We start from the raw sequence: 15,771 nt of genomic DNA, 5'->3' as shown, positions 1-15,771 counted from the left end.
CGTGCCTCGCGGCTACGCCACCGTCCTGGCCAACCTCGCCGCCACCGACCACGTCGTCCCCGCCGGGCACCGGCTGGCCCTGATCGTCGCCGGCACGGACGCCGGCCTGATAGAACCGGCTGACACCACGCCCACCGTCATCGACCTGGCCCGCACCGAGGCCCGGCTGCCCCTGGTCGGCGGCGCCCCGGCGCCGGCTCGGGCCGACGCGGGCACCCCGGCCGACCCCACCTCCGCGCCCACACTGAAGGGCGTCGCCGAGCCACGCCCGCAGCCACGGCTGCCCTGATGAGAGACGCCCGACCCCCTCACTCAAGGAGACACCGCTCCGTGATCTCACGCGCACCCCTGATCCGCACCGCGGCGATCAGCGCCGTCGCACTGCTGACCACCTCGTTCTTCTCCGCGCCCGCACACGCCGGAACCCAGCCCCGCACCGGCTTCGAAGCGAGCCACGGCGCCCGCTGGACGACCGAGTCGGAGGAGGAACGGTTCCTCACCGCGGTCGACGCCGCGAGCCCGAGCGTCGCCGTCGACCGCATCGGCACCACCGAGCAGGGCCGCGCGCTGCGCCTGGTACGGATCGGCGCGCCCACCAACACCAACTCGCTCCTGCTCATCTGCTCCCAGCACGGCGACGAGCCCTCCGGCCGCGAGGCGTGTCTGTCCACCGTCCGCGACCTCGCCTACACCAAGGACGCCCGGACCAAACGCTTCCTGAGACACACCACCGTCCTCGTCATCCCCACCGCCAACCCCGACGGCCGCGCCGCCGACACCCGTGAGAACTCCCAGGGCGTCGACATCAACCGCGACCACATCGCCCTCAAGACCGCGGAGGCCCGCGCCACGGCCGCCGTCCTCCGCGACCGGCGGCCCGACACCGTCTACGACCTCCACGAGTACGGGGCCACCGTCCCGTACTACATGAAGGACCTGCTGGCGCTGTGGCCGCGCAACCTCAACACCGCGGACGCCGTGCACCAGGAGGCGCGCACGCTCTCCGACTCATACGTCCGGCCGAGCGCCGAGCGGGCGGGCTTCGACACCGGCGTCTACGGCATCTGGACCGACCCGCAGACCGGCGATCCGGTCAAGCAGGTGGCGGGCGACGGCCAGGAGCGCATCCTGCGCAACACCGCCGGGGTCAAGCACTCCGTCGGCCTCCTCGTCGAAACCAGGGTCGACCCGCTCACCGACGCCGAAAAGGCCGACCCGGCGGTCAACAACCGACGCCGCGTAGGGTCTCAACTCGCCGCACTCGACGGGGCCTTCGCCTTCGTGGACCAGCGCCGAGGGCGCATCGAGGCCGCCACCACCCGCGCCCGGCTCGCCGGCTACGCCGACCGCGGCCCGGTCCACCTCGGCGGCGCCGACAACGACCCGGCGGGCGAGGTCCTGGCCGACCCGCCCTGCGGCTACCGGCTGAACGCCGAACAGTACGCGGACGTCAAGGACGAACTCGCCCTGCACGGCGTCACGGTACGGCCCGGCGCGGACGGCGCGTTCGTACCGCTGCGCCAGTCGCTGCGCTCACTCGTACCACTGCTCCTGGACGCCCGCGCCACCTACCACCTGACCGAAGGACAGCCCGTCAACAACTGCTGAGCAGCCCGGCGGCCGCCTCCGCACACCCCCAGGACACGGTCACACCCGCCCCACCGTGCCCGTAGTTGTGCACGAGGCGGCCGCCGCCCGGCACGGTCGCCGCCTCCAGCCGCACCGGCGACCGGGCCGGGCGCAGCCCCACCCGGTGCCCGATCACGCGCGCGTCCGCCAGCCGCGGCCCGACCGCGAGGGCGCAGCGCGCCACGATGGCCTCGGCCGTCGCCGGATCCGGCGTCAGATCCCAGACCCCCTCCCGGGCGGTGCCGCCGAGGACCAGCCCGTACGGCTGCGGCAGCACGTACAGCGTGTCCGCCGCCGAGTCGGGGTCGGCGGCCACGAACCACTCATCGAACCCCACGTTCTCCACCACCACCAACTGCCCCTGCACCGGTGCGACGCCACGATCGGACACCAGCTCGCGCGCCCCGAGCCCGGTGCAGTTGACGACAGCCGGCGCTTCCCGCGCAGCCTCGCCCAGATCGGCCACGACCCGCCGCTCGACGGTGCCGCCCGCCGCCTCCAGCCGCCGCCCCAGATAGCCGAGATAAGTCGCCATGTCGACCACCGGAACGCGCACCCGCAGCCCATGGCCCCAGCCCTCCGGCAGCTCCTCGCGCCGCGCCGCACGCATCCCCGGCACCTCGGCCGCCCAGGGACCGAGATCCTCGAGGCGCATCCCCGCCAGCGTCCCGTCGACCATCCGGACGCCGGTCTCCCCAGGCCGGCCGGCCAGCTCGGTCAGCACCCCGAGCGTGCGCAGGGACCAGGCGCCCACCTTCTCCTCGGGCTCGACGCGGTACGGCCACCACAGCCCGCCGGCCACCGCCGACGTGGTGGCCCCGACCGGGTCCCGGCTCCACACCGCTACCCGACGGCCGCTCTCGGCCAGCACGATGGCGCTGGTCAGACCGATGACCCCGCCCCCGACGACTATCGCATCGCTCGCCATGCCCCGAGCGTATCGCCGGGGCGCGCTGAGCGGTGGCGGTGCCTCGATAGGGCAATACTTGGCGCATGACCTCCGAGTACGCGACCTTCGGCCTGGCGCCGGCGATGCGCGCCGGCGGCGTGCTGCCTCATGGCGCGTACCGGATGCACCGCGACTTCCTGGACTTCACCGTCGGCGGCGAACCCCTGCTGTCCAGCCTCGCCGACCTCGACGTCATCTCGCCGCTCGCCGCCGACCTCGGTCCCACCGTCTTCACCACCCGGGTACGCGGCCTGCTGCTCGAGACCGAGCCGCCGCTGCCCGCGGGACGTCGCGTCGTCTACGGCTGCCCCGAGTGCGAGGACCTGGAGTGCGGCGTGGTCACGGCGGTCATCGAGCGCGAGGGCCCGGACATCGTCTGGCGTGACTTCGCCTGGCAGGCCGGCGACACCCCGGACAGCTACCCCGACCTCGGCCCCTACCGCTTCCGCGGCGAGCAGTACCGCGCCGAACTGCTGGCACACGAGGCTCCGGCGGGCCGCCGGGTGCTGCTCGTGGGGCAGCGCGCCGCCCTCCTCGCCAAGCTCGCCGCCGCGCTGCGCACCATCGGCATCGGCGCCGAGATCACCCAGGACGCGCCCTCAGCACACGCTGACGAGCTGCGCGGATACGACGCGGTGGCCTTCGGCCGCACGGTCGGCCCCGAGGAGCGCGCCGCCGTGCGCGACGCCTTCGCGGCGGCGGGCGCAGGCGCGGTCTTCGTCGCCGACGCGGCCCCGATCGTCCCCCTCCTCGTAGCCCGCATCGAACAGGCCCTCAACCACACCCCCCAACGGCTGGCCGGGCTCACGGCCGAGGGCGCCGAGGCGCTGCTGGAGGTCGTCGCGCCGTGCCGGGTGGGGCTCCTCGCCCACCGCCTGGACCGGCTCGGCCGCCCGCGCACCCACCCCCTGTTCAACGGCTGGCTGGAGCCCGGCACCCACCGCATCCCCCTGGACGCGCGGGCGATCCGGGGAGAGGCCTATGTGGTGGCCCGCACCTCCACCGCGGTCCTGGTCGCCCCGGTGGCCCAGTGACGGGTGGCCGCGAGACGGCGGGAGGGGATGGGGGTGCAGGGATGGTGCCCTGGACGCTTACGCATATTTGTGGTGCGAAGTTCCGGCCCAGTCAGCGCTTCCGGGCACCGGCGCCGTAAATATGCGGTCCAGGGTGACAGCCCCGGAGGCCCCGCCCCCGCACCACCCACGAACAGCAGGCGCACCACCCACCGGACCCGCACACCGCTCCGGTTAGGATCGGCGCCCTGATGACTGCCACTCTCGTAGCCAAGGACCTCGCCGCGGGACACGGCGACCGTACTCTCTTCTCCGGCCTCGACCTGGTCGTGGCGCCCGGCGAGGTGATCGGCCTCGTCGGTGTCAACGGCGCCGGGAAGTCCACACTGCTGAGGCTGCTGGCCGGGCTGACGGACCCCGAGCAGGGCGCAGTGCGGCTCAGCCCGCCGCACGCGACCGTCGGCCATCTGCCGCAGGAGCCCGAGCGGCGGCCGGGCGAGACCGTACGGGGCTTCCTGGCCCGCCGCACCGGCGTGGCCGCCGCCCAGACCGCGCTCGACACCGCCACCCAGGAGCTGGTCGACGGCGCGCCCGGCGCCGACGACGCATACGCCATCGCCCTGGAGCGCTGGCTCGCGCTGGGCGCCGCCGACCTCGACGAGCGCGCGGACGAGGTCGCGGCCTCGCTGGGGCTCGACATCTCCCTGGACCGCCCCATGACCGCCCTGTCCGGTGGGCAGGCGGCGCGCGCCGGGCTCGCCTCGCTCCTGCTGAGCCGCTACGACGTCTTCCTGCTCGACGAGCCGACGAACGACCTCGACCTCGACGGGCTGCGGCGCCTGGAGACCTTCGTCCAAGGGCTGCGCGCCGGCACCGTCCTGGTCAGCCACGACCGCGAGTTTCTCGCCCGCACGGTCGACAAGGTCCTCGAACTCGACCTCGCCCAGCAGCAGGTGAACCTCTACGGCGGTGGCTACACCTCCTACCTGGAGGAGCGGGAGACCGCCCGCCGCCACGCCCGCGAACGCTACGAGGAGTACGCGAACACCCGCGGCTCCCTGGAGGCACGGGCCCGCACCCAGCGCGCCTGGATGGAGAAGGGCGTCAAGAACGCCCGCCGCAAGGCCCCCGACAACGACAAGGTCGGGCGGAGCGCCCGGGTGGAGTCCACCGAGAAGCAGGCCGCCAAGGCGCGCCAGACCGACAGGATGATCGAGCGGCTCGAGACGGTGGAGGAGCCGCGCAAGGAGTGGGAGCTGCGGATGGAGATCGCCGCCGCGCCCCGCTCGGGCGCGGTGGTGGCGACCCTGCGCGGCGCTCAGGTGCGGCGCGGCGACTTCCACTTCGGCCCCGTCGACCTCCAGATCGACTGGGCGGACCGGGTCGCGGTCACCGGAGCGAACGGCTCCGGCAAGTCCACGATGCTGGCCGCGCTCCTCGGCCGGCTGCCGCTGGACGAGGGGGCGGCGGTGCTCGGGCCGGGAGTGGTGGTCGGCGAGATCGACCAGGCGCGCGCCCTGTTCTTCGGCGGCGAGGCGCTGCTGGACGCCTTCGGCGCGGCGGTGCCGGAGCTGGAGCCGGCGGAGGTACGCACGCTGCTGGCCAAGTTCGGCCTCAAGGCCGAGCATGTGCTGCGGCCCGCGTCCACCCTGTCCCCGGGCGAGCGCACCCGCGCGGCGCTCGCGCTGCTCCAGGCCCGCGGCGTCAATCTGCTCGTCCTGGACGAGCCCACCAACCACCTGGACCTGCCCGCCATCGAACAACTCGAGTCCGCGCTCGCGTCGTACACCGGCACCCTTCTGCTGGTCACCCATGACCGCCGGATGCTCGACGCGGTCCACACCACCCGCCGCCTCGAGGTCGCGGACGGCAAGGTGACCGAGAGCTGACCTGGGAGACCTGACCTGGGAGACCCGACCCGGCGGGAACGCCCTCCCGCCGGGTCGGCTCTCCGGGGATCCGCTACCGCTTCTTGGGGTCCAGCAACCCCGCCCGCCGCAGCGCGTCGGCCATCGCGTCGTTGACCGGGGCCGTGTCGCGGCCGCCCGCCCCGCCACGCTGACCGCGGCCGCCGCCCTGGCGCTGCTGGGGGGCGCCGCGGCGGCCGCCGCCGCGCGGGCCGCGGGCGTCCTGCTCGGAGCGGTCGCGGTCGCGGTTACGGTCCCGGCCGCCGCCGGAACCGGCGCCCGCCTCGTCGTCCAGCCGGAGCGTCAGCGAGATCCGCTTGCGCGGGATGTCCACGTCCAGGACCTTCACCCGCACGATGTCCCCGGGCTTCACCACATCCCGCGGGTCCTTGACGAACGTCTTCGACATCGCGGAGACGTGCACCAGGCCGTCCTGGTGCACACCGACGTCGACGAACGCCCCGAACGCGGCGACGTTGGTCACGACGCCCTCCAGAATCATCCCCGCAACCAGATCGCCGATCTTCTCGACGCCGTCCTTGAAGGTCGCGGTCTTGAACGCGGGCCGCGGGTCGCGGCCGGGCTTCTCGAGCTCCTTGAGGATGTCGGTGACCGTGGGCAGCCCGAAGGTGTCGTCCACGAACTCCGCGGGCTTGAGCCGGCGCAGCACGGCCGTGTTGCCGATGAGCGACGAGACCTCGTCGCCCGCCGAGCCGGCCATCGCCCGCACCACCGGGTAGGCCTCGGGGTGCACGCTGGAGGCGTCCAGCGGGTCGTCACCGCCGCGGATGCGCAGGAAGCCCGCGCACTGCTCGTACGCCTTGGGGCCGAGCCGGGGCACGTCCTTCAGGGCCTTGCGGCTGTGGAAGGGGCCATGGGCGTCGCGATGGGCGACGATGTTCTCCGCGAGCCCGCCGCCGATGCCGGAGACCCGGCTGAGCAGCGGGGCCGAGGCGGTGTTGACGTCGACCCCGACGCCGTTCACACAGTCCTCGACCACCGCGTCGAGCGAGCGGGAGAGCTTCACCTCGGACAGGTCGTGCTGGTACTGGCCGACGCCGATCGACTTCGGGTCGATCTTGACCAGCTCGGCGAGCGGGTCCTGGAGCCGCCGCGCGATGGACACGGCGCCGCGCAGCGAGACGTCCAGCTCGGGCAGCTCCTGCGAGGCGAAAGCCGAGGCCGAGTACACGGAGGCGCCGGCCTCGGAGACCATCACCTTGGTGAGCTTCAGCTCCGCATGGGCGCCGCACAGCTCGCCCGCGAGCTTGTCGGTCTCGCGGGACGCCGTGCCGTTGCCGATCGCGATGAGCTCGACGTCGTGCTCGCGCGCCAGCCGCTCCAGCTTGGCGAGGGACTCGTTCCACTTGTTCTGCGGGACGTGCGGGTAGATCGTGTCGGTCGCGGCCACCTTCCCGGTCGCGTCGACCACGGCCACCTTCACCCCCGTACGGAAGCCCGGGTCCAGGCCCATCGTGGCGCGGGTGCCGGCCGGGGCGGCGAGCAGGAGGTCGCGCAGATTGGCGGCGAAGACGCGCACCGCCTCGTCCTCCGCGGCCTGCCGCAGCCGCAGCCGCAGGTCGATGCCGAGGTGCACCAGGACCCGGGTGCGCCAGGCCCAGCGCACGGTGTCGGCCAGCCACTTGTCGGCGGGGCGGCCCCGGTCGGCGATGCCGAAGCGGTGCGCGATGCTGCGCTCGTACGAGGTGGGGCCCGCCTCCTCGGAGGGCTCCTCCGGCTCCAGGGTGAGGTCGAGGACCTCCTCCTTCTCGCCGCGGAACATGGCCAGCACCCGGTGTGAGGGCAGCTCGGTGAACGGTTCGGCGAACTCGAAGTAGTCGGCGAACTTCGCGCCCGCCTCCTCCTTGCCGTCCCGCACCCTGGTGGCCACCCGCCCGCGCGTCCACATGCGCTCGCGGAGCTCGCCGATGAGGTCCGCGTCCTCGCTGAACCGCTCGGTGAGGATGGCCCGCGCGCCCTCCAGCGCGGCGGCGGGGTCCGCGACCCCCTTCTCCGCGTCGACGAAGGCGGCCGCGGCGGCCGACGGCTCCACGGAAGGATCGCCGAGCAGCCCTTCGGCCAGCGGCTCCAGACCGGCCTCCCGCGCGATCTGCGCCTTGGTGCGGCGCTTCGGCTTGAAGGGCAGGTAGATGTCCTCCAGCCGGGCCTTGGAGTCCGCGGCGAGGATCTGCGCCTCCAGGGCCTCGTCGAGCTTGCCCTGCGATCTGACGGACTCCAGGATCGCGGCGCGCCGCTCCTCGAGCTCCCGCAGATAGCGCAGCCGCTCCTCGAGGGTGCGCAGCTGCGCGTCGTCGAGCATCTCGGTCGCTTCCTTGCGATAGCGCGCGATGAACGGCACGGTCGAGCCGCCGTCGAGCAGCTCGACGGCGGCCTTGACCTGCCGCTCCCGTACGCCGAGCTCCTCGGCGATCCTGCCTTCGATGGACGTCGTCACGATCACGCTCCGCTTTCTGTCTGCGCTGCGATCTGCATTGTGGCAGGTGGCACTGACAGAGGCGGGTGCGACCGACCGACAGCCGCCGCCGGGCGCCGTACGCGGCGCGGGGCACGGGCTTGTCGCCGGCGTGCGCGGCGCGCGGTTGGGCGCCCTGGAGGGGCGGCCGATCGTCCTCGGTGACCGGGTATCCCGCCGGCCCACCGCCAAACCCGCGCCGCTCAGCGCCCGCCGATGCCGCTCAGCGCCCGCCGATACCGCTCAGCGCTTCCCGATGAGGTCCGCGGGGAACCCGCCCGCCGCGATCACGGCGCCGGTGAAGGCCTCCGCCAGCTCCCTCAGCCGCGCCACGCCCGCCGGCCCGAGGTGCTCGTACGGGGCCCGGTCCAGCCGGTCCGTCTCGTCCTCCAGGGCCTTGCGCAGCTCCGTGCCCGCTGGCGTCAACTCCCCGTCGGTGGCCAGCAGTCCGCGCTCCCGCAGCCGCTCCTGCGCGGCCGCCCACTCGTCCGCCGACCAGCCCCGCGACCGCAGGATCCACGCCGGGGACATGCCCCTGCCGCTCGCCGTATGGCTGGCCAGCGCCTCCACGGGGTCGAGCCCGGCGCCCAGGATCGTCATCAGATGGCCGTCGCCGCGGTGCTCGCGCAGCAGCGTGGCGGCGTGCCAGAAGGCCAGGTGCGGGGCGTCGGGGACGGGGAGGTCGGCGTGCGCGGCGTACAGGGGGCGGGCGGCGCGGGAACACGCCTCCGTGGCGCGCAGCGCCAGCTCCGCGGTCTCGGCCATCTCCTTCGAGGAGACCGCGTCGTCGCCGAGCAGCCGCCGCAGCACACTGTCGGCCGCGCGCAGCCGGGCCGCCAGCGCGTCCTCGGGGGAGATCACGTCCCAGGCGGCGGGGAGGTGCCGGGCGACCAGGTCGTGCTTGAAGTTGAAGAAGGTCGCGGTGACGGTTCCGGCTCCGACGCGGCCGAACGCCGCCGCACGGCTGACGAAGTAGTCGGCGCCCCGGTCCTCGACCCCCAGCCGCTCGAGCTCCCGCCCGATGTCGCGCTGGAAGTAGACGGTCGAATGGAAGGGGTTGACGACGGCGTGGCAGCGCCGCCCGGCACGCTCGGGAAGTGAGGTCATGGCTGCATGTTACTTATGGGTATGCGATGGTGTGCAGGCCCGTTCCCGCCCCGGGAGGCGGGGCGGGAACACGGGCATGCGTCGTGGTGCCGACCGGGCTCAGATCTCCAGTTCGGCTTCGATCTTCCTCAGCTGGTGGCGGGCCATGGCGAGGTTGGCGCGCCCGGAGTCCAGTACGAGGTAGAGGAAGAGACCGTTCTGCTTCTTGAGCAGCCGTATCAGGTGGTACTGGGTGCCCAGGGTGATGAGAATGTCCTCGATTTCGTCCTTGAGGCCGAGGTGCTCCATGGTGCGCAGCTTGGCGCGGATGACGTCGGTGTTGCCGGCGGCCGCCACGTTCAGGTCGAAGGTGTTGCTGCCCCCGATCGTGCCCAGCGCCATCCCGCTGGTGTAGTCGACGAGCGCGGCTCCCGTCGCGCCCTCGATCGACGCGAGCGCTTCCTTCAGTGCTGTTTCGGTGTTCGCCATGACGGGTCTCGTTCCCTTTGTCGGGCCGGTGTTGAACTGTTGTGCGGTGTGGCGTGCGGTCTACTCCGTCGCGGCCTCCCCGGTGGCCGGGCGCGGGGACCGGGCCGGACTGCCGCCGGCCGGTGGGGAGGAGGGCCGTACGGGCAGGCCGGTGTCGGTGGCGGCGGGCGGCTGTCTGCGGGCGCCTTCGGGCAGCTGAATGGCGGCCTGCACCAGCTCGCCGATGCGGCTGCTGGAGCGGCGTCCCTCCAGGTGCAGCCGGCCGACGTTCACCTGTCCCTCGGCGAGCACGGTCAGCACGGCGGACGGGCCGGCGGCGTAGCTGGCCACATAGCCGTGGGCGCCGCGGACGAGGAGTTCGCGGAAGTCGCCCTGCCCGGTGGCGTCGGCGAGCCGCACGGAGATGCTCAGGGCGGCCGCGGTGAGGGCGGCCACTCCCTCCGGCTCCACCCCCCGGGTGTCCTGCGCCAGCACGAGGCCGTCGACGCTGGCCGCGAGGGCGCCGGTCAGCTGCGGCAGGCGGGCCCGGAGCCGGTGGAGTTCGTCGAGGATTTCGGCCTCGGCCGCCATGAGCTGTCTCCTCTCGGCACGCTGTCTGAGCGCGCGGATCACAGGGCCTCCAATGCGTTTCTGAGCCGGCGAAGCAGGGCGACGTCGGGGCCGGCCGATATTCCCGGAAGCCGGGTGGGCACGGTGGCGGGCCGCGGAGTCCGCCGGGCCGCCGCCACGATGCCGGCGGCGGCGAGACGGCGGACGTCGACCAGGGTGTGGAAGGCGGGACGGCCCAGGACACGGGAGATGTCGGCTGCCGTGCGCACCCCGTCGACGTGCTCGAGGATGGCGCGCTGACGCGGCGACAGGTTCGTGTCGAGGGGCAGGCTGGTCCTGACGAGCGGCTCGCTGTCCGCCTCCGCCTCGGGCCAGATCTCGTGCAGCAACTCCCGCCGGCGTGACGTCTCGCGCTGCACCGCGTCGACCGGCACCGGGCGCACCGCACCCATCCAGTGCGCGACCCCGTACCGGAAGCGGGCCGGGCCGCCGCCCGGGCCGAGCACGAAGAACGCCGCGTCATACAGCGCCCCCAGATGGCACAGTTCCAGTGCGCCCTTCGGGAGGCGGCCGCTGTCCACCAGGAACCGCCCCACCCGCTGTTCGGGCCCGGCCTCGTCAAGGGCATCGCGCCAGTTCTCGGGTGACAGCGCGCCGCCCGCGGTGAGCAACGCCTCGAGATCGGGCGTCTCCGGGCTGTCCGCGTAGATGACCTGTCCGTCGGAGAGATGCAGCGTGCCCCTCTCCCGCATGAAGGAGCCGGTGGCCTTCTCCGCGGCGAGCCGGTCCAGCATGGGGGAGCCGACCTGAGCGGCGCCGCTGGGGGCCGCGGGACTCCGCCGGGTCGGGCTGGGGGAACGCGTCGGCAAACCGGTCACCCCAGCACCAGTTGTCGCGCCATCTCGCTCAGCCGGATGCGGGCCAGCGCGAGGTTGCCCTCCGTACGGCCGAGCCACAGATGGAGGAAGACACTGCTGTCGAAGGTGGTGCGGACGAACTTGAGGACGTGGTAGCTGTCGCGGTTGCTGACGATCAGATCGTCCACAGGAGTGTCGTCCTCGGACCAGTCGGAGCCGTCGGCGGGCGCGAAGGACTGATATTCCGCCGCCATCCGGGCGAGCTCCGCCGTCTCGGCCGCCGCGGCCTCGTGGTCGCCGCCCGGCGAATCCCCGACCGTCCCCAGAGCCAGACCGCTGGTCCAGTCGACCACGGCGGCGCCCCGGGCGCCGGGAAGCTTCATGGCCTCCAGCAGGCACTCGTCAATGCCGGGCACGGTGACTCCCTCCCCGTGTGCGTCGAATGAATCATGGAGAACCTAGACTCCGCATGTGGAGGAAATGTGAAGGCGCAGGTGAATTTCTGTGCAATGCGTGAGTGATGAGTGTCATTCGTTGAGATTCAGAGGTTCCGTCGGAAGTTTGGGCGACGGTCTGCGTGCCGGGGCTTCAGCGGCTGTGATCGGCCGGAACCGCGGGGCCGGCGACGGCGGGGTGACGGTCTGAGCGCGCTGGGGGCGTCCAGCCGAAGCGCGGGGCGCGGCGCTCGAGGAAGGCAGCGATGCCCTCCCGGGTCTCGCCGCTGTCGCTCGCCTGCTCCTGCCAGTACTCCAGGCGCGCCGGATCGACGGGCCCGGCCGTGAACTCCTTGGCCGCCGCCTGGGTGAGCGCGGACCGGGACAGCAGCACCCGCGTGAACTCCGCCACCCGCCCGTCCAGCCCGCCCGGTGGCAGCACCTCGTCCACCAGCCCCGTCCGCAGCGCCCGCTCGGCGCCGATCAGTTCGCCGGACAGCAGCAGGTATTTGGCGGTCGCCGGGCCGGCCAGATCCACCAGCCGCCGGGTGGACGAGGGCGCGTAGACGATCCCGAGCCTGGCCGGGGTGACCCCGAATCGGGCGCCCTCCTCGGCGAACCGCAGATCGCAGGCGGCGGCCAGCTGGCAGCCGCCGCCCACGCAGTAGCCGCGCACCGCGGCGAGCGTCGGCTTGGGGAAGTGGGCCAGGGCCTCCTCGGCGGGCAGCGCGAGCGCCGTGGACTCCTCGTAGGTCGTGCCCAGCGAGCCGATGTCCGCGCCCGTGCTGAAGGTGTCGCCCTCTCCGGTGAGCACCAGGGCCCGTACGGCCGGGTCGGCGGCCAGCCGCTCCAGCAGCGGGGGCAGCGCGCGCCACATACCGGGGGTCAGCGCATTGCGCTTGGCGGGGTTGCGGATCACGACGGTCGCTGTGCCGTCGGCGACATCGTGGTGCAGGCAGGGCTCCATGCGGCGGATCGTAGCCGGGCCGCTCAAGCGACCGTCGGCATCGCCGGAAGCAAGCCGGGCAGGAACAGTCGAGCGAGTGACGCTGGCATACGCACGCGGTCAAAAGCCGTCGATAGGCGGCGACTTGCGCTCAGTTACCCGGTCCGTACCAACACATTCCCAACACTCGACGGAGAGAGTTCGAGCTGTGGCGATGGGTGGGGATCGGACATGGAGATCGTCGGGAGTATCCCTCCTGAACCGGGAGCCGCCCCGCCCCGCGGGCCGGTCGCCTACGAGGGTGTCTGGCGCTTCACCGCCCCCGCGCTCGACACCTCGGTCCCGCAGGCCCGGCACGCGGTGCGGGATCTGCTGGCCCACCAGCGGGTGCCCGCCCCCGACGACCTGGTGCAGAGCCTTCTGCTGATCGTCTCCGAGCTGGTCACCAATGCCGTACGGCATGCGGCGCTGCTCTCCCCCGAGATCGCCGTGGAGGTGTCCATCGGCCCGGACTGGGTGCGGGTCGCGGTCGAGGACAACCACCCCTACCGGCCGAAGGCGCTGATGGCCGACCAGGGCCGGACCGGTGGGCGCGGGCTGTTACTGGTCCAGACGATCACGGAGGAGTCAGGCGGGGTCTACGACGTCCAGCACACTCCCAGCGGCGGCAAGGTGATCTGGGCGGCGCTGCCGCTCGCGGCGGCCCGGGCCGGGCTGACCGCTACCAGCCCGCCGCGGTTCCGGTGATCTCCCGGATCGTCGGCCGGGCCGCGTCCAGCACGGTCATGAACCAGGCAGAGAACGGATTCCGCTCGAACAGCGCGGCCAGCTCCTCGGGGGTGACGAAGGCGATCTCGCCGATCTCCTCCGGGTCCGGATGCGACTCCGCCCGCACCAGCCCCGCGAACAGGTGGTTGTACTCCTGCTCCACCAGGCCCGACGCCGGATCCGGGTGGTTGTAGCGCACCGTGCCCGCCTCGCGCAGCAGCGCGGGCGCCACCCCCAGCTCCTCACCCGTGCGCCGGGCCGCGGCCACGAACGGCGGCTCGCCGGGGTAGGGGTGGCCGCAGCAGGTGTTCGACCAGACGCCGGGGGAGTGGTACTTGCCCAGGGCCCGGCGCTGGAGCAGCAGCCGCCCTTCGTCGTCGAAGAGGAAGACGGAGAAGGCCCGGTGCAGCCGGCCGGGGGCGAGGTGGGCGGAGAGCTTCTCAGCGGTGCCGATGGTCCTGCCGTCCTCGTCGACCAGCTCCAGCATGATCGGCTCGGTGGAACCGGCCGCTGCGCCCGGCGCGGTGGGCCTGGCGGTGTCGGTGATGCGGCCGTTGGCGGGTGTGATTGGCATGACCATCCTCATAGTCCGTCTCGGAACCTTCAAGTCTGCCGTATCTGTGCCATGTGTCAGTGGCAAAGTTTGGCTTCGTGCTCAGCATGTCCGCCTGGCTCCAGCTGGAACGTGCAATGGCTCACGTCGAAGTGTTCGCCCAGGCAGCCCTGTAGGTCGTGCAGCATCCGCTCATGGCCGACTGTGTCCAGCACCCGTCGGCTGACCACAACGTGTGCGGAGAGTACCGGCATGCCGGAGGTGATGGTCCATACATGCAGATCATGCAGCCCTTCGACGCCGGGGAGGGCGAGGATGTGGGCCCGTACCTGGCCCATGTCCACATCCCGCGGAGCCGCCTCCAGCAGGACGTTCAGCGTCTCCTTCAGCAGCCGGAGCGTCCGCGGCACGATCATGAGGCCGATCAGCAGGGAGGCGATCGGATCGGCCGTCTGCCAGCCGGTGGCCACGATGATCCCCGCCGAGACGAGGACCGCGACCGAGCCCAGCGCGTCCGCCAGCACCTCCAGGAACGCCCCGTGGACATTGAGGCTGTCCCGCTGCCCGCCCCTGAGTATCGCCAGCGACACCGCGTTCGCGGCCAGGCCGATGGCGCCGAACAGGATCGTCAGCCCGCCGTGGCTGGTGGTCGGCGTGATGAACCGCGCCACCGCCTCGTACAGGATGTAGCCGCCGACGCCGAGCAGCAGCAGGCAGTTCGCCAGCGCGGCCAGGATCTCGGCCCGCGCGTAGCCGTAGGTGCGGCGCGGGCTCGGCGGGCGGTTCGCGAAATGGATCGCCAGCAGCGCCATGGCGATCCCGAGCGCGTCGGTGGCCATGTGGCCGGCGTCCGCGAGCAGCGCCAGCGAGCCGGCGATCACCCCGCCGGTCACCTCCACGGCCGTCACCGCGAGCGTGATCCAGAGGGCGGCCCGCAGCCGCCACTGATGCCTGGCGCCCGCCGTGGCGAGGCCGCCGCCGTGGTTGTGGCCTGCGCCCATGTACGGCCTCCTCCCGCGCGACGTCGGGCCGGGCCGCGCGCCTGCCCTACGCCCCAGTGAACTACGGCGCCGTCCGGCGGCGCGGTCAGCCGCGCCGGGCTCCGGCAGGCCGCCCGGGCGGCCGTCAGCCGCGCCGGGCCTCCGGGTGGTGCAGGCACCAGCCGTCCCAGGCGGACCGCACCATCGCCTCCACCCCGCGCCGCGCGCTCCAGCCCAGCTCCTTGGCGATCAGCTCCGCCGACCCGACGCACCGGGCCGGGTCCCCCGCGCGGCGCGCCTCGACCACCGGGGCGAGGTCCGGGCGGCCGGTGACCTCGCCGATCAGCTTGGCCATCTCGCGCACGGAGACGCCCTGGCCGGTGCCGATGTTCACCGTCAGATCGCCCGCCCCCGGCCGCTCGGCCAGCCGGCGGGCCGCGGCGAGGTGGGCGGAGGCCAGGTCCTCGACGTGGATGTAGTCGCGGATGCAGGAGCCGTCCGGCGTCGGATAGTCGTCGCCGAAGATCCGGGGAGCCTCTCCCCGGGTGATCCGCTCGAACATCATCGGGATGATGTTGAACACGCCGGTGTCGGCCAGCTCGGGACGCGTGGCGCCCGCCACATTGAAGTAGCGCAGACAGGCCGTGGAGATCGAATGGGCCGCGCCCGTGGCTCTGACCAGCCATTCTCCGGCCAGTTTGGTCTCGCCGTACGGATTCATCGGCCGGCAGGGGGTGTCCTCGGTGACGAGTTCCACATCCGGCATCCCGTAGACCGCGGCGGAGGAGGAGAAGAGGAAGCTGCCGATCCCGGCCGCGACCACCGCCTCCAGGAGCACGGTCAGGCCGTGCACATTCTCCCGGTAGTAGCGCAGCGGCTGCTCGACGGACTCCCCGACCTGCTTCTTCGCCGCCAGATGCACCACCCCGGTCACCCCGAGGTCGGCGAAGGTGCGGTCCAGCAGCTCACGGTCGAGCGTGGAGCCGGTTACCAGAGGGACGCCGTCCGGCAGCCGCTCGGCGACGCCGCTGGACAGGTCGTCGAGCACGGCGACCCGCTCCCCGGCCTCCGCCATGACCCGCACGACATGCGCCCCGATATATCCGGTACCACCTGTGATCAGCCACGTCATGTCCGC

General features: G+C 72.8%; 15 protein-coding genes and 1 pseudogene. 5 read left to right on the top strand and 11 right to left on the bottom strand.

Going from position 1 to position 15,771, the window contains the following annotated elements; translation table 11 throughout:
- Positions 1 to 19 precede the first annotated feature (19 nt).
- Together ABTY62_RS12115 and ABTY62_RS12110 are read left to right on the top strand one after the other, a co-directional pair.
- Positions 20 to 289 (top strand): annotated as a pseudogene (locus ABTY62_RS12115) (CocE/NonD family hydrolase C-terminal non-catalytic domain-containing protein); the annotation flags it as partial.
- Positions 289 to 1,608, top strand: a complete 1,320-nt coding sequence (locus tag ABTY62_RS12110) for a M14 family metallopeptidase (RefSeq protein WP_502997444.1) — start codon at positions 289 to 291, stop codon at positions 1,606 to 1,608. The pseudogene ABTY62_RS12115 and the gene ABTY62_RS12110, both read left to right, overlap by 1 nt.
- Here ABTY62_RS12110 and ABTY62_RS12105 read toward each other — a convergent pair.
- Entirely contained in the window at positions 1,595 to 2,557 is a 963-nt protein-coding gene (locus tag ABTY62_RS12105) for an FAD-dependent oxidoreductase (protein ID WP_352129310.1), read from the bottom strand. The genes ABTY62_RS12110 and ABTY62_RS12105 overlap by 14 nt on opposite strands.
- A 65-nt stretch (positions 2,558 to 2,622) precedes the next feature.
- Between ABTY62_RS12105 and ABTY62_RS12100 the strand changes: the two genes are divergently transcribed.
- Both ABTY62_RS12100 and ABTY62_RS12095 read left to right on the top strand, forming a co-directional pair.
- Positions 2,623 to 3,612, top strand: coding sequence for an oxidoreductase (locus tag ABTY62_RS12100; RefSeq protein WP_352129309.1), 990 nt, complete (start codon positions 2,623 to 2,625; stop codon positions 3,610 to 3,612).
- A gap of 230 nt (positions 3,613 to 3,842) precedes the next feature.
- Entirely contained in the window at positions 3,843 to 5,480 is a 1,638-nt protein-coding gene (locus ABTY62_RS12095) for an ABC-F family ATP-binding cassette domain-containing protein (protein WP_352129308.1), read from the top strand.
- Positions 5,481 to 5,553: 73 nt separating this feature from the next.
- On the opposite strand, the gene ABTY62_RS12090 is transcribed toward ABTY62_RS12095, so the two are convergent.
- The 7 genes from ABTY62_RS12090 to ABTY62_RS12060 form a co-directional block, all read right to left on the bottom strand.
- Entirely contained in the window at positions 5,554 to 7,953 is a 2,400-nt protein-coding gene (locus ABTY62_RS12090; protein ID WP_352129307.1) for a Tex family protein, read from the bottom strand.
- 261 nt (positions 7,954 to 8,214) lie between these two features.
- Entirely contained in the window at positions 8,215 to 9,078 is an 864-nt protein-coding gene (locus ABTY62_RS12085; protein ID WP_352129306.1) for an SCO6745 family protein, read from the bottom strand.
- Between the two features lie 99 nt (positions 9,079 to 9,177).
- Positions 9,178 to 9,546, bottom strand: coding sequence for a hypothetical protein (locus tag ABTY62_RS12080; RefSeq protein WP_352129305.1), 369 nt, complete (start codon positions 9,544 to 9,546; stop codon positions 9,178 to 9,180).
- A 60-nt stretch (positions 9,547 to 9,606) separates the two neighbouring features.
- Positions 9,607 to 10,116, bottom strand: a complete 510-nt coding sequence (locus tag ABTY62_RS12075; protein ID WP_352129304.1) for a roadblock/LC7 domain-containing protein — start codon at positions 10,114 to 10,116, stop codon at positions 9,607 to 9,609.
- A 38-nt stretch (positions 10,117 to 10,154) separates the two neighbouring features.
- Complete coding sequence (locus ABTY62_RS12070; protein WP_352129365.1) at positions 10,155 to 10,889, bottom strand: transcriptional regulator; 735 nt, start codon at positions 10,887 to 10,889, stop codon at positions 10,155 to 10,157.
- A gap of 80 nt (positions 10,890 to 10,969) precedes the next feature.
- Positions 10,970 to 11,368 carry a hypothetical protein gene (locus ABTY62_RS12065; protein WP_352129303.1) on the bottom strand — a complete coding sequence of 133 codons (399 nt, stop codon included), beginning with the start codon at positions 11,366 to 11,368 and terminating at the stop codon, positions 10,970 to 10,972.
- A 172-nt stretch (positions 11,369 to 11,540) separates the two neighbouring features.
- Entirely contained in the window at positions 11,541 to 12,353 is an 813-nt protein-coding gene (locus ABTY62_RS12060; RefSeq protein ID WP_352129302.1) for an enoyl-CoA hydratase/isomerase family protein, read from the bottom strand.
- Between the two features lie 210 nt (positions 12,354 to 12,563).
- Here ABTY62_RS12060 and ABTY62_RS12055 point away from each other — a divergent pair, with 210 nt between their 5' ends.
- The gene (locus ABTY62_RS12055; protein ID WP_352129301.1) at positions 12,564 to 13,079 is read left to right on the top strand and encodes an ATP-binding protein; all 516 of its coding nucleotides are present in this window, start codon (positions 12,564 to 12,566) and stop codon (positions 13,077 to 13,079) included.
- On the opposite strand, the gene idi is transcribed toward ABTY62_RS12055, so the two are convergent.
- From idi to galE, 3 genes are all read right to left on the bottom strand, one after another.
- A complete protein-coding gene (idi, locus tag ABTY62_RS12050) occupies positions 13,054 to 13,674 on the bottom strand; it encodes an isopentenyl-diphosphate Delta-isomerase (RefSeq protein WP_352129300.1) in 621 nt (206 codons plus the stop codon). The two genes, ABTY62_RS12055 and idi, sit on opposite strands and share 26 nt — an antisense overlap.
- Positions 13,675 to 13,730: 56 nt before the next feature.
- Positions 13,731 to 14,654: a cation diffusion facilitator family transporter gene (locus tag ABTY62_RS12045; RefSeq protein WP_352129299.1), complete on the bottom strand. Its 924-nt coding sequence runs from the start codon at positions 14,652 to 14,654 to the stop codon at positions 13,731 to 13,733.
- Between the two features lie 124 nt (positions 14,655 to 14,778).
- Entirely contained in the window at positions 14,779 to 15,765 is a 987-nt protein-coding gene (gene galE, locus ABTY62_RS12040; protein ID WP_352129298.1) for a UDP-glucose 4-epimerase GalE, read from the bottom strand.
- Between the last annotated feature and the right edge of the window lie 6 nt (positions 15,766 to 15,771).

It is taken from the genome of Streptomyces sp. NPDC097640, from assembly GCF_040302705.1.
Classification (GTDB): Bacteria; Actinomycetota; Actinomycetes; order Streptomycetales; family Streptomycetaceae; genus Streptomyces.
This window is presented reverse-complemented; position numbering and strand designations above follow the sequence as displayed.